General features: G+C 70.3%; 13 protein-coding genes and 1 tRNA gene. 3 read left to right on the forward strand and 11 right to left on the reverse strand.

The window, feature by feature from the left end:
• Positions 1 to 177 precede the first annotated feature (177 nt).
• Positions 178 to 2505, forward strand: coding sequence for a LuxR C-terminal-related transcriptional regulator (locus tag JHN45_RS07195; protein WP_201048415.1), 2328 nt, complete (start codon positions 178 to 180; stop codon positions 2503 to 2505).
• A 275-nt stretch (positions 2506 to 2780) separates the two neighbouring features.
• Here JHN45_RS07195 and JHN45_RS07200 read toward each other — a convergent pair whose 3' ends face one another.
• From JHN45_RS07200 to JHN45_RS07235, 8 genes are all read right to left on the reverse strand, one after another.
• On the reverse strand, positions 2781 to 3704 hold the full coding sequence (locus tag JHN45_RS07200; RefSeq protein WP_201048416.1) for a serine protease: 924 nt from the start codon (positions 3702 to 3704) through the stop codon (positions 2781 to 2783).
• Between the two features lie 68 nt (positions 3705 to 3772).
• Positions 3773 to 4132: a hypothetical protein gene (locus JHN45_RS07205; RefSeq protein WP_307783051.1), complete on the reverse strand. Its 360-nt coding sequence runs from the start codon at positions 4130 to 4132 to the stop codon at positions 3773 to 3775.
• 53 nt (positions 4133 to 4185) lie between these two features.
• Entirely contained in the window at positions 4186 to 4914 is a 729-nt protein-coding gene (locus JHN45_RS07210) for a DUF4232 domain-containing protein (RefSeq protein WP_201048417.1), read from the reverse strand.
• 238 nt (positions 4915 to 5152) lie between these two features.
• Positions 5153 to 6043, reverse strand: a complete 891-nt coding sequence (locus tag JHN45_RS07215) for a glycoside hydrolase family 19 protein (RefSeq protein WP_200712844.1) — start codon at positions 6041 to 6043, stop codon at positions 5153 to 5155.
• A gap of 228 nt (positions 6044 to 6271) precedes the next feature.
• Positions 6272 to 8563: a penicillin acylase family protein gene (locus JHN45_RS07220; RefSeq protein ID WP_201048418.1), complete on the reverse strand. Its 2292-nt coding sequence runs from the start codon at positions 8561 to 8563 to the stop codon at positions 6272 to 6274.
• Between the two features lie 270 nt (positions 8564 to 8833).
• Positions 8834 to 9853 carry a DNA-directed RNA polymerase subunit alpha gene (locus JHN45_RS07225; protein WP_019073061.1) on the reverse strand — a complete coding sequence of 340 codons (1020 nt, stop codon included), beginning with the start codon at positions 9851 to 9853 and terminating at the stop codon, positions 8834 to 8836.
• 174 nt (positions 9854 to 10027) lie between these two features.
• A tRNA-Leu gene (locus JHN45_RS07230) sits at positions 10028 to 10115 on the reverse strand.
• A gap of 157 nt (positions 10116 to 10272) precedes the next feature.
• Positions 10273 to 10737: a MarR family winged helix-turn-helix transcriptional regulator gene (locus JHN45_RS07235; RefSeq protein WP_201048419.1), complete on the reverse strand. Its 465-nt coding sequence runs from the start codon at positions 10735 to 10737 to the stop codon at positions 10273 to 10275.
• A 73-nt stretch (positions 10738 to 10810) separates the two neighbouring features.
• On the opposite strand from JHN45_RS07235, the gene JHN45_RS07240 reads away from it, so the two are divergent.
• The gene (locus JHN45_RS07240) at positions 10811 to 11758 is read left to right on the forward strand and encodes an LLM class flavin-dependent oxidoreductase (RefSeq protein WP_201048420.1); all 948 of its coding nucleotides are present in this window, start codon (positions 10811 to 10813) and stop codon (positions 11756 to 11758) included.
• A 41-nt stretch (positions 11759 to 11799) separates the two neighbouring features.
• Here the strand turns inward: JHN45_RS07240 and JHN45_RS07245 are convergent, their stop codons facing one another.
• The 3 genes from JHN45_RS07245 to sucC form a co-directional block, all read right to left on the reverse strand.
• Complete coding sequence (locus JHN45_RS07245) at positions 11800 to 13374, reverse strand: aldehyde dehydrogenase family protein (protein WP_201048421.1); 1575 nt, start codon at positions 13372 to 13374, stop codon at positions 11800 to 11802.
• Positions 13375 to 13492: 118 nt separating this feature from the next.
• A complete protein-coding gene (gene sucD, locus JHN45_RS07250) occupies positions 13493 to 14404 on the reverse strand; it encodes a succinate--CoA ligase subunit alpha (RefSeq protein WP_201048422.1) in 912 nt (303 codons plus the stop codon).
• 11 nt (positions 14405 to 14415) lie between these two features.
• Positions 14416 to 15546 (reverse strand): ADP-forming succinate--CoA ligase subunit beta, encoded by a 1131-nt coding sequence (sucC, locus tag JHN45_RS07255; RefSeq protein WP_201048423.1) that lies wholly within the window; start codon positions 15544 to 15546, stop codon positions 14416 to 14418.
• Positions 15547 to 15689: 143 nt separating this feature from the next.
• Here sucC and JHN45_RS07260 point away from each other — a divergent pair, with 143 nt between their 5' ends.
• Positions 15690 to 17372 carry a thiamine pyrophosphate-binding protein gene (locus JHN45_RS07260; RefSeq protein ID WP_201048424.1) on the forward strand — a complete coding sequence of 561 codons (1683 nt, stop codon included), beginning with the start codon at positions 15690 to 15692 and terminating at the stop codon, positions 17370 to 17372.
• Positions 17373 to 17383: the final 11 nt, after the last annotated feature.

Genomic DNA, 17383 nt, shown 5'->3' on the forward strand with positions numbered 1-17383 from the left:
TAGAGAGGCGCCTGGCTGAGCCCGGCGCGAGGGGCGCGCACTGCGCCGCCCCGCACGCCCCCGCACTGAGCCACCGGCGCGATCTCGCGTCCACCCGCCGGACTCGACTACCGTTCACGCTCGGGAGTCACTCGCCTACGCTGTGGTGACCGGTTGGCGGACGGGTATGGGGGCGGCATGGGATACGGCTTCGGACAGCGGCGCGGCGGTCAACTCCCCGTCGAGTTGACCAGCTTCGTCGGACGCACCGGCGAACTCGCCGCGCTGCACGCCGAGTTGGCGCGTTCGCGGCTGGTCACGCTGGTCGGTCCGGGCGGTGTCGGCAAGAGCCGTACGGCGTTGCGGGCGGCCCGCGCGGTCACGGACCGGTTCGCCGACGGGGTGCGGCTGGTGGAGCTCTCCGCCCTGCGCGACCCGGAGTTGGTGCCGCCGACCCTCGCGGGCGTACTGGAACTTCCCGAGCAGTCCGGCATGACGCCGCTCGACGCCATCGTGGAACACCTGCGCGGGCGGCGGATGTTGATCGTCCTCGACACCTGCGAGCACCTGGTCGACGCGTGCGCGATGCTCTGCGACGTCCTGCTGCGCGAGGCTCCTGGGCTGAGCGTGCTCGCCACCAGCAGGCAGCCGCTCGACGTGCCCGGCGAGCGCTGTCTGCCGATCGCGCCGCTGACCCGCGCCGACGCAGTCGACCTGTTCACCCAGCGCGCCGCCGCCGTCACCGGCGGCCCCGCCCTCGACGGCGCCGACCGGGAGCACGCCCTCGCGCTCGTCGACCGCCTCGACGGCATCCCCCTCGCCCTCGAACTCGCGGCCGTACGACTGCGGGCCGTACCCCTCTCCGAACTCGTCGCCCGCCTGGACCGCCACTGCGAGGTCCTGACCGGCGGCCGTCGCACGGCCCTCACCCGGCACCAGACCCTGCGCGCGGCCATCGACTGGTCCCACGACCTGTGCACACCCCAGGAGCAACTGCTCTGGGCACGGCTGTCGGTGTTCGCCGATTCCTTCGGACTGACCGCCGCCGAGCGGATCTGCGCAGGCGGTGCAGGCGGTGCGGGCGGTGCGGGCGACCTCGGTGGCGAGGATGTCGTCGAGGCGCTCATCGGACTCGTCGACAAGTCGGTCGTCCAACGCCTCGGCGAGGACGGGGGCCGCTACCGGCTCCTGGACACCATCCGCGAGTACGGCGCCGGGCGGCTCGCGGAGACCGAGGACGCCGAGGCCGTACGGCGGCGGCACTTCGCCCACTACGACGAACTCGTCGGCCGTTTCTGGGACGGCCTGGTGGGCCCGGCACAGGTCACGCTGCACCACGCGGTGCGCGCGGAGATCGCCGACGTGCGGGCGGCCCTGGAGTACGGCTGCGCCACCGAGGGCCGGGCGGCGGACGCGCTGTGGCTGGCGACCCGGCTCGGGGCGTACTGGCGGGCGGCGGGGACGCTGTCCGAGGGCCGGTACTGGATCGACAAGGGGCTTGGAGCGGTCCAGCAGGACTCCCCCGTGCGGGCCTGGGCGCTGTTCATGACCGGGGTGTTCGGGATCTGGACGGCGGATCTGGAGACGGCGTTGGACCGGTTTCCCCAGGCCCTCGACCTGGCGCGGCGCGTCGGCGAGAGCCGGGTCGAGCTGTTCAGCGAGGGCTACTTGGCCGCCATGACCGTCCTCGGCGGCGCCGTCGAGGAGGGAATGGCGGCGCTCGATGCGGTCCGCGCGCGGATGGTCGCCGCGGACGACGCGCTGGGCATCGGCGTCGTCCACTACGAAGGAGCCCTGCTGTACGGGGCGTTGGGCTTCACTGACCGCGCCCTGGAGTGGTGCGAGGCGGGGCTGGCATATCTGGAGGGCCGGGGCGAACGCCAGTTGTACGGGTCCACGCTCACCGTCCAGGGCGTCATCCTGTGGCTGGTCGGGCGGCCCGAGGAGAGCGCGGCGGCGCTGCGCCGGGGCCTGGAGGCGGCGAGCGAGATCGGCGAGGTTCTCGTCGCGGCGCTCGCGTCCCTGGGGCTCGCCTGGCACGCGGCCGGACAGAAGCGGTACGTCAGGGCCTGCTGGCTGCTGGGCTACGCGGAGCACGCGCGCCGTCTCGGCGGTGACCCGGTCGGCATGCTGCCCCGGCTGCTGGAGGAGCAGGAGGCCCAGCAGCGGGCGGTGCGCGCGGCACTGGGCGACGAACCGTACGAACGCTGGCGGGAGGCGGGTGCCCGGATGTCGGGTCGCGAACTCCTGGACGCCGTAAGGGCGGACGCGGACGAGCCGCCCGGCGTTCCCGCGCCCCGCCCCGGCACCGCGGACGGCCGCCCCGCCGATCCCCTCACCCGCCGCGAGCGCGAGGTCGCCGCGCTGGTGACCCGGGGCCTGTCCAACCGGGAGATCGCCGAACGCCTCGTCATCTCCAAACGCACCGTGGACGCCCACGTGGAGCACATCCTCGCCAAGCTGGGGATCACCTCCCGTACCGAGATCCTGGCCCCGGCACAGGCGGAGGGCACCTCGACGGCGTAGGTATCCCGGTGTGTCCGAGGGTCTCCGCATACCTAGGTACCCCCTGCCGAGCCCGCGCCGACGACTGGGTGCACGGATCTCCCGCGGTTCGCGCCCCCCGCAGCCTCCCGGCACCGCAGGCTGGTCCCACCGCCAGGGGAACGGAACGTCGCGGGCGCCGGCAGTGTTGGTCAACCCCACGGCTGTCATGGCAAGGCGCCCGCCACCGCACCTCCCCTGGCGGTACTCACATGGGGCTGCCCCTGTCGGCGGGGGCAGCCCTCGGACAGGGCCGGTCAGCCGCGCCCGGCCCGCTCGTACATGGTCTTGGCGGTGGCGCCCAGGATCTCGCCGTACATCTTCGTCGGTTGGAGCGCGTCCAGCGAGCTGTTGACCGAGACGAGGGTGCCCTTCCCGGTGGCCTCGTCGAACCCGGCCAGCCACGGGCCGCCGCTGGAGCCGCCGGTCATGTCGCAGGGGATCATCTGCTGACCGTTTTCCTCCTTCTCCATGCCGACGCAGCGCAGGAGTTCCTCGCCGAGCTGGGGGTGGGTGGCGGGGTAGCCGAAGGACGAGACCTTCCCGCCGACCGCCCGGCCGAAGGCGACGGGCGTCCCGCCCACGACATCGGTGAGCCTACGACCGCTCCTGTCCGCGTCGACGACCATCGCGGCCACGTCGTTCGTGCCCTCCTCGGCGAAGGTGCGCGGCGTCAGAACCGTACGGACCGCGAAGGCGCCGTACGGCTGCCTGCCCTTGCCGTAGGCCGGGACGAACACCATGGACATGTTGGTGTTGACGGGCGAGGCGGAACGCCGGACGCAGTGGCCCGCCGTCATCACGACGGACCGGTTGGCGCTCGTGACGGCGGTGGCCGTGCACCAGGTGTCGGCCCCTCCGGCGTTGACCATGAAGAGCCGCCCCACGGTCTTCAACTCTGGACCGGTCCACGTCTTAGTCTTCGGCCCGGTCGGCCCGAGGTCCACGGACTTCCCCACGGCCTTGATCCGGGTCGGCGTCCAGTAGGCGAGGGCGTCCTTGCGTTCCTGGGCGGTGAACCCGAAGGAGGACACCGGGTCGGGGGCGGCGGCGACGCGGTCGGCGCCGGAGACCGCCGTGGCCGAGACCGGCACGGCGAGCGCGAGGGCCGCACCGGCGGCTGCAAGGGCCGTGGCTCGGCGGATCGAGCGCCCGTTCCCGGAAAGGGAGTTGTCGAACATGGGGGGATGTCTCCTCGACTGGTTCAGGTGGTTCAGGTGGTTCATGTGCTTCAGGTCGTTCATGTGCTTCAGATGGTTCGGGTGACCGGAGCGGCAGCTGTCTCGCGGAGAAACGCCAGGAACTCACCCACGGTGCTCTGCCAGAGCCTGCGTTCCACCAACGCGGTGTGCCGGCGTGCCAGTTCGCGGTCCTCGCCGTAGGCGAAGCTCGCGACCGGCGGGCCCTGGTGCACGCGGATGTCGATGCCGATCGGCTGGACCTCGTCGGCGGAGTGCAGGCCGACCGCGATGCCGATGATCTCCCAGGCGAGCACGCCCGCTCTCTTGAACGCGCCGTCGGACGAGGTGCGCCACACCACCTCGAAGTACTCGTGCGCGGGCGCCAGTAGATCGAGCCGCCGAGTCACGTCGTTCGCTGTACTGGACACACCTCGTCCTTTCTGTCTCTCTGTGCGGCAGGGAACTTCGCTGCGAGGACTGCCTAGTTGAGGGCGTCCTGGGGGTCGGCCAGCCAGTAGGTGGTGCTCAGGGAGCTGTCGATCCAGACGCCCTTGGCGGGCAGCGCGACCTTGACGCCCGAGCCCACGAAGTCGAGCGCGCGGTTCTGGAAGATCACCTTGAGCGTCTTCGCGGTGTAGCCGCCGGAGCCGCTTCCGTCGGCGGCGGAAAGGCGCACGCCCGCGTAACCCGACTGTCCGGGGCGGAGCGTGGTGACCGCCTGCGGCTGCGAGTCCTCGTCGACCGGGGGCACGGCCTGGGCGTCCTGGAAGTTCAGGGCCGGATAGCCGTACAGGTAGCAGGTCTTTGAGCCGGTGTTCTTGACGGCCAGCAGCAGGTGGTTGAGCGGACGGGTCACGGTCTGCGCGGTGACCTCGGTGTTGGCGCCGGTGCAGGTGACGGTGCCCGAAGAGTCCTTGGACCCGGTGGATCCCTTGGCGGCGGTGCTGCTCCGGCCCGACTTCGAGACCGTGACGGCCTTGTCCGTACCGGAGGCCGCGGCCCCGGTGTCCGTACCGGACGCACCGGATGTCCCGGACGCCCCGGACGTTCCGGGCGTCACGGTGGCGGAGGCGCCGCTGTCGGCGGCGGCCGGGTTGGACCGGTCCTGAGCGGCCTGCTCGGTTCCGCAGGCGGTCAGTGCGAGCGAGGCGGTCGCGGCGAGGCCGGCGGCGAGGAGGGCCGTGCGGCGGCGGAAGATCGTGTCGGACATGGTCAGGTTCCCCCTGGGTGCGGTGCTGAAGGCGAGCCACCCGGTTCGTGGTGGGTCGCGCTGTCGAACAACCGCAGCCTGCGCGGCGATCCGTCCCAGGGGCTACGACAGCCGGGGGATACGGGAAGCTGGAACGCTCGCACAGGGTCTGACCTGCGGGGACACCGGGTCCCTGGAACGCGTGGACGGGACGGGCACCGGCCGTTGGAGCGGTCCGACCGGTGCCCGTGCCGCACGTTCAGCAGTACAGGTTGCCGCCCGGGGTGGTCCCCAGGATCGAGGTGAAGCGGTTGTAGGCGTCCACGCGGCTCTGCACCTGGGCGGGGCTCTTGCCGTCACACTCCACCGAGCCGTTGATGCTGCGGATGGTCTGGCCGAAACCGGCGCCGTTGACGATCGCGTTGTGCGGGGTCATGGAGCCGGGGCCGCTCTGGGTGTTCCAGTACCAGAGCGCGGTCTTCCAGGCCACGGCCGAGTCGTTCTGCACCAGCCAGGGGTTGTTGAGCAGGTCGATGCCCAACGCGTCCCCGGCCGCCTTGTAGTTGAAGTTCCAGCTGAGCTGCAGCGGACCGCGCCCGTAGTAGGCGGACTGACCGGCCGGGCAGCCGTACGGCTCGTTCCAGTTGCAGTACGTCGGGTAGTTGGCGGTGTTCTGCTCGACTATGTACACCAACCCGCCCGTCTCGTGGCTGACGTTGGCGAGGAAGGCGGCGGCCTCCTGCTTCTTCGTGGTGTCGCTGCCGGTGTTGGCGAAGCCCGGGTAGGCACTGAGGGCGGCGGTGAGACCGCTGTACGAGTAGAACGAATTCCGGCTCGGGAACATCTGGTTGAACTGCGCCTCGCTGACGACGAAGGTGCCGACGGGCGTGCCCGAACCGCCGTCGCACGCGTACGGCTCCCAGAACCAGGTGCTGATGACCGGGTCGTAGCCCGGGTTGTCGTGCTCGGCGATGTACGCCTTGCCGTCGGTGTAGCGGACGATGTTGCCGGTCACGTACGACTGGCCGGCCACCCAGTTGGGGTAGCTGGAACAGGACGCGGCGGACGCGCCGGCGGCGGGGAGGACCACGGGCGTAAGGCTACCGAGGACGAGTGCGGTCAGTACTGCGGCGATGCGGCGTCTCGACACAGGGTTCAACTCCTCTGTGGAGCACGGCCGTACCCCGCCAAGGGCAGGGCGAAGCGGAGCCTTGTGCGCACGGGCCGGTCGGACCGGTCACGACGTGGGGGGCGGCCGTGGTGGGGGGATGACGTCACTCACTGAACCGTATTGGTCTGTACCAGTCAAGGGTATAGACCAGTCAACCCCGCGCCCCGGCAGCCGGGTTGCGACCGGCCCGTGCCGCGCCGACCCGCGTCACCTGCGCAGAGTCGTCACCTCCAGGCCCGGAGCACCGGCGATCTCCGCCTGGGTGAATCGTTCGGTGACCCACTCCTTGCGCGAGAACAGGCGGGTCTGGTCCGAGAAGTGGGGTGACGTCGGGTTCGCGGACTCCCCGTAGGTCAGGAGGGTGTGGGCGCGTGGCCCGGCGGGGGTCAGTTCGACGGTCATCAGGAAGCTGCTGCCGAAGGCGCCGGCGGTCGGGGTGCCGGTGCCCGAGTCGGGCCCCGCCTCCACGACGTCGAAACAGCCCACGTCACAGCCGGGCAGCGGGATGCCGTCCCACTTCTGTACGGCGCCGAGTTCGACGTCGACCGGGAGGTCACGGGTGGCGAACTCCTGGACGGCGTCGGCCAGGGCGTGCTGGACGCGCGGGTCGTCGCCGTTGAATCCCCTTGGTGTGGTGAGGGGTTGGGCTGGGTCGTAGGGGACGCGGCGCCAGGTGTCGGGCGGACCGCCGTCGAGGAGGCGGTTGTAGAACGTGCTCCAGAGCACGATGCCCCGGCTGGTGGTGTCGGCGCGGGTGTCCCAGCGGGCGAGGGTCGCGCACGCCTGCGTCACGTCGACCTGGGTGCCGTCCGTGGCCGTCAGGCTCGGATGGGCGCGGCACATGGCGACGATGTCGTCGCGGCCCCTCTCGGCCGACAGGACCCGGTTGCCGAACATCGACGCGCCGAGAGTGTCCTCGGTGAAGCCCGGAGCACCCAACCCGTCTGTTCCGTCCCGGCGTTGGGCGATCATGCTCAGTCCCAGCTGGGCCCGCCCGTCGAGGTGGGGATCGATGTCGTACACGCCCGGGAGGCCGGTGATCGGCGCCTCCGGATTGACGTACTGGGGACCGTTGTTGGAGTTGGCGACGTAGTCGCTGCGCACCGACTTCGGCTGGTGGGAAGGACCGTAGACGCCGGGCACGAGTGCGTCGGGGTCACTGCCCCAGGCACAGGCCGACGTCGAACCGTCCAGGGCGGTGGGCCCCTGGTCCGCCGCGACGGTGCAGCGCTTCAGTTGCCCGTCGGTGAGGTGCGGTACGGCCGAGGAGTCGGTGAAGTACGTGTCGCCACTGGTATCGGCCGCGAGGGTGTAGGTCCACGGGACGCCCTGGAACGTGTCCTGGGCGGCGCGGAGTTGACCGAGGGTGCGCGCCTTCCCCATGGCCAGCCAGGTGTTCATGGAGCGCAGGTTGTCGGCGTTGGCGTCACGGATCGCGTAGGCGGTGGTCGTGGTCCAGCCGGACGACAGGACGGGGCCGAAGCGTGAGGTGTACAGCGTCCGTTCGACGGTCGACAGTGCACCGTCGACGCCGCGTACGGTGACCGGGACCGTACGGCGTTGCATCGGCACGGCCTTGCCGTCGAGCAGATAGCTGGTCGGGTCGCCGGGCGCGAGTTTGAGGGCGTAGAAGGAGCCGTGCTGGGCGTCGCTCGCGGTGTGCGTCCAGGCGAGGGTGCGGTTGTGGCCGATCTCCACCAGCGGGGTGCCGTAGAGGCCGGCGCCGGACACGTCCAGGGTGCCGGGGATCGTCAACTGCACTTGGTAGAAGCGGAAGTTGCCCTCGGCCCAGGGCAGGTGCGGGTTGGCGAGCACCATCGCGTTGCCTGTGCGGGTGGCGTCCCGGCCGAGCGCCCAGCCGTTGCTGCCGACGTCGGCGGAGGCGAAGCCGAGACCGGCGAGGCCGTCGCGGGAGGCGGTTGTCGTGGCCGTCGAGGAGGCGGAGGCGGTCGGGGGCTGTGCGTCGCCGATGTCCGGGACCAACCGCACTGTCTCGGTCACCCTGTTGAGGTCGTAGACGACGTTCCACAGGTCGAGCGCGGTGATCGGCCGCACCCAGGGCTTGCCCTTGCAGCGTGCGTCCGGCAGCCGGTCCACTCCGGTGTCCCGGAGATAGCGGTTGTACCCGGCGGCGTATCCCTCGACCATCCGCCGCAGTTCCGTCGTCGGACCCAACGGCGCCTTCTGGCCGAGCAGTCGGTGCACGGTCCCGGCGCGCAGCTGTCCGCCGTAGTAGGTGTCGCTCGCGAGGTCGGAGCCCGTACCGGAGTCTCCGTCGGGCCCGAAGAACCGGGACCGTTCACCCCGCAACGTCACTATCTGGTCGGCGAGTTCGCACACGTTGTCCTGTGCGAACGCGTACCCGTAGCCGTAGCCGAGCCCGTCGAAGTCCTGGGCCAGGATGTGCGGTACGCCGTACTCGGTCCGGCTGATGCGGACCGTGTGCCCGCCCTCGGCGACCGTCGTGGTGGCGGACGCGGGGGCGGGCAGCAGGGCCATGGTGGCCGAGGTGAGACAGAGGACGGCCCCCAGGGCTGCCGACCTGCCTGATAACAAACGTCTGTGACGCTTCGTCAGTTCTCCGGTTTCACGCATGCCCGCCACCCTGCTGTGCAAACGGAGCGGCGGCATCCCGCCCTTGGCGGATTTCCGGGCCGGTCCCTCAGCCTCGGGATGTAGGCCCTGAGGCCCGGCACAGCACGGCGCCCCGGTCGGGCTGCTGCTCGACCAGGGCGCCGGGACTTACCGCTTGCACCGTTCCAATACTGCTTAGTACTGCTCGGTCTCCACGAACCGCGTGTCCGCGTCGTTGGTGGCGAAGGTGTCGACCGCGGCGGTCGGGTCGAATCCGGGCGGGCTGTCCTTCAGGCCCAGGCCCAGACCGGCCAGCTTCGCCTTGACCTCGTCGATGGACTTCGCACCGAAGTTGCGGATGTCCATCAGGTCGGCCTCGGAACGCGCCAGCAGCTCGCCCACGGAGTGGACGCCCTCGCGCTTGAGGCAGTTGTAGGAGCGGACGGTGAGTTCCAGCTCCTCGATCGGCAGGGCGAGGTCGGCGGCCAGGGCGGCGTCCGTGGGGGACGGACCCATGTCGATGCCCTCGGCGTCGATGTTCAGCTCGCGCGCGAGACCGAACAGCTCGACGAGGGTCTTGCCGGCCGACGCCATGGCGTCGCGGGGACGCATGGCCTGCTTGGTCTCGACGTCGACGATCAGCTTGTCGAAGTCGGTGCGCTGCTCGACACGGGTCGCCTCGACCTTGTAGGTGACCTTCAGCACCGGGCTGTAGATGGAGTCGACCGGAATCCGGCCGATCTCCTGGCCCACCTGCTTGTTCTGGACGGCCGAGACGTAGCCGCGACCGCGCTCGACGGTCAGCTCCATCTCCAGCTTGCCCTTGCCGTTGAGCGTGGCGAGAACGAGGTCGGGGTTGTGGACCTCGACACCGGCCGGGGGCGCGATGTCGGCGGCGGTGACCAGACCCGGACCCTGCTTGCGCAGGTACATCACCACGGGCTCGTCCTGCTCACTGCTGACGACGAGCTGCTTGATGTTGAGGATCAGGTCGGTGACGTCCTCCTTGACGCCCGGCACGGTGGTGAACTCGTGCAGGACACCGTCGATACGGATGGACGTGACCGCCGCACCCGGGATCGAGGAGAGGAGCGTACGGCGGAGGGAGTTGCCGAGGGTGTAGCCGAAGCCGGGCTCCAGCGGCTCGATCACGAACCGGGAACGGAACTCGTCGACGACCTCTTCGGTCAGGGACGGACGCTGAGCAATGAGCACGGGGTGTTGCCTCCATTTTCGGCGCCCACTATTTGACGCCGTAGACCTCAAGAAGGATACGTCGACATCGCTTCAAACCTCGCCGGGGCTGCCCGGTAGGTGAGATGTCATCTGCGGGCCAACCGCACGACGGCCCTGGCAAGCAGAAAACCCCACGTGAAGTGGGGTCTCCGCTGGTGTCCGAGGGGGGACTTGAACCCCCACGCCCGATAAAGGGCACTAGCACCTCAAGCTAGCGCGTCTGCCATTCCGCCACCCGGACTAGGTGTCTGCCGCCCGACCGGGGGTGTTCCCCGCGGCGACATGGACAACAATACCAAGCTTTCGCAGTGCCTTTCACCTGCATATCCGCCCCCGCGGGACCAGCCTCAGGAGGCCTGCCACCTGCGGGGACTCCACCACGACGGGTGAACGAACCGCTACGGACACGCGCCGGATTCCGGCACCCGCCCGTCGAGCACCAGGGTCTGCAGCGCCCGTACGAGCGAGGCCGCCCCCGCCTCGTCCAGCGGAGCCAGAAATCGCCGTTCCGCCGCGCGACGGGCCCTCTCCGCCCGGCGCAGACAGTCCTGCCCCTCGGGCGTCAGTTCGACGATGTTCTTGCGGCGGTCCTGCGGGCTGCGCCGCCGCACCACCAGACCGTGGTCCTCGAGCCCGTCGATCAGCGACACCATCGTGGTGCGGTCGACACCGAGCCGCCCGGCGGCCTCGACCTGCGACAACGGCTCCCCCGCGGCAAGCACCACCAGCACGGCCAGCTCATGACCGTCGACACCGTGCGGGGCGAGCGCCTCGGCCGACGCCCTGGCCAGTTTCGCCTGGGCGTGCTTGAGGAGGTAGCCGAGCCGGGACTCCAGGGGGCTGGGTGACTGGTCGTTGGACATTCCCCGACTGTATCCCGATATGAATCCCCGCTCTGATCGTCAGCAGGGCTGATGATTGAGTAGACTGACGGTCATGACGGACGAGACCACTGTGCGCTTCGGGATCAAGACCACACCCATGCATGTGTCGTACGAGAACATCCGCCGGGTGTGGCTGGAGGCGGACGCCGTTCCGGAGATCGCGGACGCCTGGCTGTGGGACCACCTGCTGCCGGTCGCCGGGCCTGCGGACGGACAGATACACGAAGGGTGGACGCTGCTCAGCGCGCTCGCCGCCCAGACGGAGCGGCTGCGGCTCGGCCTCCTCGTCACCAGCAATCGCCTCCGCCCGCCGGCCCTGCTCGGCAAGATGGCGTCGACCGTTGACGTGATCTCGGGCGGACGCCTCGTGCTCGGTCTGGGAGTCGGCGGCACGCGGCAGCCGGCCGGCGCCGGGGGAATCCCGGGTGCCAATCCGGCGATCGCGGAGTACGCGGCCTACGGCCTCTCGCTCGTTCCGCCGGGCGAGGGCATCGAGCGGCTCGCTGAGACGGTCGCGATCCTGAAGGGGATGTGGACCCGGGACGTCTTCGACTTCGAGGGCCGCCACTACCGGCTCCGGGGTACGCGGTGCGAACCCAAGCCCGTGCAACGGCCCGGTCCCCCGCTGCTGATCGGCGGCTGGGGCACCCGCCTGCTGCGGCTGGTCGCCGAGCACGCCGACATCTGGAACGTTCCAGGGCCGCCGCACAACACCGTCGAGTACGTCGCCGAGCGCTCCCGCGTCCTCGACGCGCACTGCGCCGAGTTGGGCCGCGACCCGGCCGACATCGAACGTTCGGTGCAGGTCCTGGTGTCGTACGACGAGCCGGACACGACCCGCGAGACGGTCGGTCGGCTCGTCGACGCCGGGATGAACCACATCGTGCTGAGCCTGCCGCGCCCCTATCCGCGGGGCGTGGCCCGCTGGCTGGCCGACGAGATCATCGCCGGACGGCACTCGAGGGACGCGAGTGCCGCCCGGCCGGGGATCACCGCGTGAGCCGGCGAGCGCCGGTCACGGCATGAACCGACACCTGCCGGTCACGGCATCAGCTGGTACTCCGGGAAGTTGCCCGGCAGCCGCTCCCCCACCGGTCCGTGCGTCACCGCCCGGATGAGGAGTTCACCGCCGACGAAGGCACCGCGCCAGGAGGCACCGAACCCGCCGAACAACTCGTCGCGGTCACCGCGCGAACGCGGCTTGCCGTGTCCGACCTTGAACGCCCTTATCTGCGGGGCCAGTCGGTCGTAGGTCGCACGGTCGTCGGTGGACAGGGTGGCGACCAGCGCTCCGTTGGACGCGTTCATCGCGGCCAACAGCTCCGCCTCGGTGTCGACCAGGACGATGGTGTCGACCGGTCCGAACGGCTCCGCGTGGTGCAGCGGGGACGACGGTGGCGGGTTGAGGAGGGTGACAGGGCGGACGTACGCCGAAGTGTCCTGCCCTGGAAGGAAGTTGGCCTCGGACAGCTTGCCGCGGTGCAGCGGTACGGCGCCGCGGTCGATCGCCTCGGCCACCTGGTCGTGGAGTTCCTTGGCCTTGGCCGCGTTGATCACCGGGCCGAAGTCGAGCTCGGGGTAGGGGTCTTCGGCGTGCTGGACGGCAAGAGGGTGGCCTACGCGCAGAGTTCGGACCGCGGGAAGGTAGGCGGTGAGGAACTCGTCGAACAGCTCGCGCTGGACGACGAAGCGCGGATACGCGGTGCAGCGCTGTTTGCCGTAGTCGAAGAGCTTGGGGATGACGGCGGTGAGGGTGTCCCAGTCCGTGTGGTTCCAGATGCCCCAGGTGTTGAGTCCTTCCTGCTCCAGTACGTGCCGTTTGCCGAGGTCGGCGACGGCCGTGGCCACCGCCGCCCCGGTGTCGCGCCCGCCGACGAAGGAGACACAGCCGATCTCGGGCGCCCGGACCAGCGCCTCGGACAGTTCGCCTCCGCTGCCGCTGACGAGGGTGACGGGGATGCCCTCGCGGGCGGCGACCGCGCAGGCCAGGGTGAGGCAGGCGACGCCGCCGTCGGTCGGGGTCTTGGCGATGACCGCGTTGCCCGCCAGCGCCTGGACGAGCATGGCGTGGACGAGCACGCTCATCGGGTAGTTCCAGCTCGCGATGTTCGACACCGGGCCGTCGAGCGGAGTGCGGCCGGCGAGCATCGGTTCGATGCCGTCGACGTACCAGCGCACACCGTCGATGGACCGGTCCACGTCCGCCTGCGCGAGTCGCCAGGGTTTGCCGATCTCCCAGACCAGCAGCAGCGCGAGGAGTTCGCGGTGCTCGGTGAGAGCGTCGAGCGTGGCGGCGACGCGGGCCCGCCGTTCGTCGAGCGGGACGTGCCGCCAGGCCCGGTGCTGGTCGAGGGAGGCGCGAACGGCCTGGTGGGCGGTGGACCGGTCCAGCCGGGGCGGTCCGGCGATGGGACCGCCGTCGACGGGGGTGGTGGCGGGCAGGGCCCGGCCGTCCCGCTGCCAGGCGGCGTTCCAGAGGTTGAGGACACGGTCGTCCTGGAACGCCTCGGGCGCGACGGCGAGACAACGCCGCCAGGCGTCATTCCAGGACGTGCCCGCCTTGAGGGTCGGGGGGCGATGGACGGGAGTGGAACCGGGGGTGAGGGTTGATGCCATGCTTCTGCTCCGCTCTCGGTGCACAGTCGGGGCGGGGTGAGGCAGGAACGGTCCTCCGCACGAACCGTCGTACAGATGAAGCTAGTTGCGCTCCAAGGAGCGCGACAGTGACGTCACCTCAACTATGAGTGACATCACGCGCCGCCTCCCGCACCCCCTCCAGGCGGCCCAGGACCAGCCGGGCGGTCTCCGTCGGCGTATGCCCGACCCTGACTCCCACGGCCTCCAGCGCCTCCTTCTTCGCCGCCGCCGTGCCGGAGGAGCCGGACACGATGGCGCCGGCGTGGCCCATCGTCCGGCCCTCGGGCGCGGTGAAACCGGCGATGTAGCCGACCACCGGCTTGGTGACGTGGTCGCGGATGTACGCGGCCGCTCGTTCCTCCGCGTCGCCGCCGATCTCCCCGATGAGCACGACGAGTTCGGTGTCGGGGTCGTCCTGGAACGCGGCGAGGCAGTCGATGTGGCTCGTGCCCACGACGGGGTCGCCGCCGATGCCGACGCAGGTCGAGAAGCCGATGTCCCGCAGCTCGTACATGAGTTGGTAGGTGAGCGTGCCGGACTTGGAGACCAGGCCGATGCGGCCCGGCTTGGTGATGTCGGCGGGGATGATGCCCGCGTTGGCCTGGCCGGGGGTGATCAGGCCGGGGCAGTTGGGGCCGATGATCCGGGTGCCCTTCGACCTGGCGTAGGCCGTGAAGGCGACCGAGTCGTGGACGGGGATGCCCTCGGTGATGACGACGGCGAGGCCGATGCCCGCGTCGGCGGCCTCGGTCACGGCGGCCTTGGCGAAGGCGGGCGGCACGAACACGACGGTGACATCGGCTCCCGTCGACCGCATACCGTCGGCGACCGACCCGAAGACAGGGACGGCGCGGTCGTCGAAATCGACGGAGCGGCCCGCCTTGCGCGGGTTGACGCCGCCGACGACGTTCGTGCCGGCGGCGAGCATCCGGCGGGTGTGCTTCATGCCCTCCCCGCCGGTCATGCCCTGGACGAGAACCTTGCTCTCCTTGGTGAGGTAGATCGCCATGTCCCTGCTCCTCAGCGTGCGTTGGCGAGGTCGGCGGCGCGGCGGGCGGCGCCGTCCATGGTGGTGGCCTGCTGGACCAGTGGATGCGCGTGCCCGTCGAGAATCGCCCGGCCGCGGGCCGCGTTGTTTCCGTCCAGCCGGACGACCAGCGGCTTGGTCAACCGGACGGTTTCCAGGGCCCGCACGATGCCGTCGGCCACCGCGTCGCATGCGGTGATCCCGCCGAAGACGTTGACGAAGACCGACTTCACGGCCGGGTCGGAGAGGATGACGGAGAGTCCGTCGGCCATGATCTGGGCCGAGGCCCCGCCCCCGATGTCGAGGAAGTTGGCGGGGCGGGCACCGCATCCGGCGACCACGTCGAGCGTCGACATGACCAGGCCCGCGCCATTGCCGATGATGCCGACCTCGCCGTCGAGCTTGACGTAGTTGAGCCCCTTCGCGGCTGCCGCGGCCTCCAGCGGATCGTCGTGCGTAGCGCCCTCGGCTCCCCAACGGACCTGCCGGAAGCGGGCGTTGTCGTCGAGGGTGACCTTGCCGTCGAGGGCGAGGATCTGCCCCTGCCGGGTGCGCACGAGCGGGTTGACCTCGACGAGGACGGCGTCCTCGCGGACCAGCACCTCCCACAGTCGCACGAGGACGTCGACCGTCTGCGGCGGCAGCCCGGCCGCCCCCGCGATCTCGGCCGCCTTCGCCGAGGTGACGCCCTCGGCCGGGTCGATGTGCATACGGGCGACCGCATCCGGTCGACGGGCGGCGATCTCCTCGATCTCCATACCGCCCTCCGCGGAGGCGATCGCGAGGAAGCGGCCGGCCGCGCGGTCGAGGACGTAGGAGACGTAGAACTCGCTCTCGATGACGACGGGTTGGGCCAGCATCACCGTGCCGACCGTGTGGCCCTTGATGTCCATGCCGAGGATCTGCCGTGCGGTCAGCTCGGCGGCGGCCGGGTCGGCGGCGAACTTCACCCCGCCCGCTTTACCCCGTCCACCGGTCTTCACCTGGGCTTTCACCACCACCCGGCCGCCCAGCCGGCGGGCGATCCCGCGTGCCTCCTTGGACGAGGTGGTGACCTCGGCCCGGGGCACCAAGATGCCGTGTTCCTCGAAGAGTTCCCTTGCCTGGTGCTCGTACAGGTCCATCTCGGCTCCCACTTAAAAGTGCCGCACGCCCCCTGGACACCACCCACTGGATGCGGGATAACAAGCTTCATACAGTATTCGTCGACTGTATGCAATGTACCGCGAGAGCTTCCCAACCCCCTACGAAGGGACAGGACTTCGCCATGCCCGACGACACCCAGGACGTGATTTCCGGTGGTCATCTCGTCGCCAAAGCCCTGAAGGCCGAGGGGGTCGACCGCATCTACACGCTGTGCGGCGGCCACATCATCGACATCTACGACGGCTGCGTCGACGAGGGCATAGAAGTCGTCGACGTACGCCACGAACAGGTGGCAGCCCACGCGGCGGACGGCTACGCACGCATCACCGGCAGGCCCGGGTGCGCGGTCGTCACCGCGGGTCCCGGTACGACCGACGCCGTCACCGGTGTCGCCAACGCCTTCCGCGCGGAGTCCCCGATGCTGCTGATCGGCGGCCAAGGGGCGCTCACCCAGCACAAGATGGGGTCCCTGCAGGACCTGCCGCACGTCGACATGATGACGCCGATCACCAAGTTCGCGGCGACCGTGCCGGACACGGCACGCGCCGCCGACATGGTGTCGATGGCGTTCCGCGAGTGCTACCACGGCGCGCCCGGCCCCTCCTTCCTGGAGATCCCGCGCGACGTCCTCGACGCCAAGGTGCCGGTGAGCAAGGCGCGGGTGCCCAAGGCCGCCGCCTACCGCGCCTCGACCCGCTCCGCCGGCGACCCCGAGGCGATCGAGAAGCTCGCCGACCTGCTGGTCCACGCCGAGAAGCCGGCGATCCTGTTGGGCAGCCAGGTGTGGACAACTCGCGGCACCGAGGCGGCCATCGACCTCGTCCGCACGCTCAACATCCCCGCGTACATGAACGGCGCGGGCCGCGGCACCCTCCCGCCCGGCGACCCGCACCACTTCCAGCTCTCGCGCCGCTACGCCTTCTCCCACGCCGACGTCATCGTCATCGTCGGCACGCCCTTCGACTTCCGCATGGGCTACGGCAAGCGCCTCTCCCCCGACGCGACCGTCGTGCAGATCGACCTCGACTACCGCACCGTCGGCAAGAACCGCGACATCGATCTCGGGATCGTCGGCGACGCGGGGCTCGTGCTGAAGTCGGTCACCGAGGCCGCTTCGGGACGTCTCAACGGCGGTGCGTCCAGGCGCAAGGAGTGGCTCGACGAGTTGCGCGCCGTGGAACAGGCCGCGATCGAGAAGCGGTTGCCGAGCCTCAAGTCGGACGCCTCGCCGATCCATCCGTACCGTCTGGTCAGCGAGATCAACGACTTCCTCACCGAGGACTCCATCTACATCGGCGACGGCGGCGACATCGTCACCTTCTCCGGGCAGGTCGTGCAGCCCAAGTCGCCCGGCCACTGGATGGATCCGGGCCCACTGGGCACCCTCGGCGTCGGCGTCCCCTTCGTGCTCGCGGCAAAGCAGGCGCGGCCGGACAAGGAGGTCGTCGCGCTGTTCGGCGACGGCGCGTTCTCCCTCACCGGCTGGGACTTCGAGACCCTCGTCCGCTACGACCTCCCGTTCGTCGGCATCGTCGGCAACAACTCCTCGATGAACCAGATCCGTTACGGCCAGGCCGCCAAGTACGGCCTGGAGCGCGAGCGGGTCGGCAACACCCTCGGCGACGTCCACTACGACAAGTTCGCCCAGATGCTGGGCGGTTACGGCGAGGAGGTCCGCGACCCCGCCGACATCGGCCCCGCGCTCCAGCGCGCCCGCGAGTCGGGCAAACCGTCGCTGATCAACGTCTGGGTCGACCCGGACGCGTACGCCCCCGGAACCATGAACCAGACGATGTACAAGTGAGGTGAACGGCC

The sequence above is a fragment of the Streptomyces sp. MBT53 genome (assembly GCF_016654115.1).
Taxonomy (GTDB): domain Bacteria; phylum Actinomycetota; class Actinomycetes; order Streptomycetales; family Streptomycetaceae; genus Streptomyces.

Bases quoted from the DNA above. Each gene is read 5' to 3' on its own strand.
- JHN45_RS07240 (WP_201048420.1), top strand. From the start codon at position 10,811: ATGACGGACGAGACCACTGTGCGCTTCGGGATCAAGACCACACCCATG.
- JHN45_RS07220 (WP_201048418.1), bottom strand. From the start codon at position 8,563: ATGGCCCTGCTGCCCGCCCCCGCGTCCGCCACCACGACGGTCGCCGAG.
- sucC (WP_201048423.1), bottom strand. From the start codon at position 15,546: ATGGACCTGTACGAGCACCAGGCAAGGGAACTCTTCGAGGAACACGGC.
- JHN45_RS07260 (WP_201048424.1), top strand. From the start codon at position 15,690: ATGCCCGACGACACCCAGGACGTGATTTCCGGTGGTCATCTCGTCGCC.
- JHN45_RS07195 (WP_201048415.1), top strand. From the start codon at position 178: ATGGGATACGGCTTCGGACAGCGGCGCGGCGGTCAACTCCCCGTCGAG.
- sucD (WP_201048422.1), bottom strand. From the start codon at position 14,404: ATGGCGATCTACCTCACCAAGGAGAGCAAGGTTCTCGTCCAGGGCATG.
- JHN45_RS07200 (WP_201048416.1), bottom strand. From the start codon at position 3,704: ATGTTCGACAACTCCCTTTCCGGGAACGGGCGCTCGATCCGCCGAGCC.
- JHN45_RS07245 (WP_201048421.1), bottom strand. From the start codon at position 13,374: ATGGCATCAACCCTCACCCCCGGTTCCACTCCCGTCCATCGCCCCCCG.
- JHN45_RS07210 (WP_201048417.1), bottom strand. From the start codon at position 4,914: ATGTCCGACACGATCTTCCGCCGCCGCACGGCCCTCCTCGCCGCCGGC.
- JHN45_RS07235 (WP_201048419.1), bottom strand. From the start codon at position 10,737: ATGTCCAACGACCAGTCACCCAGCCCCCTGGAGTCCCGGCTCGGCTAC.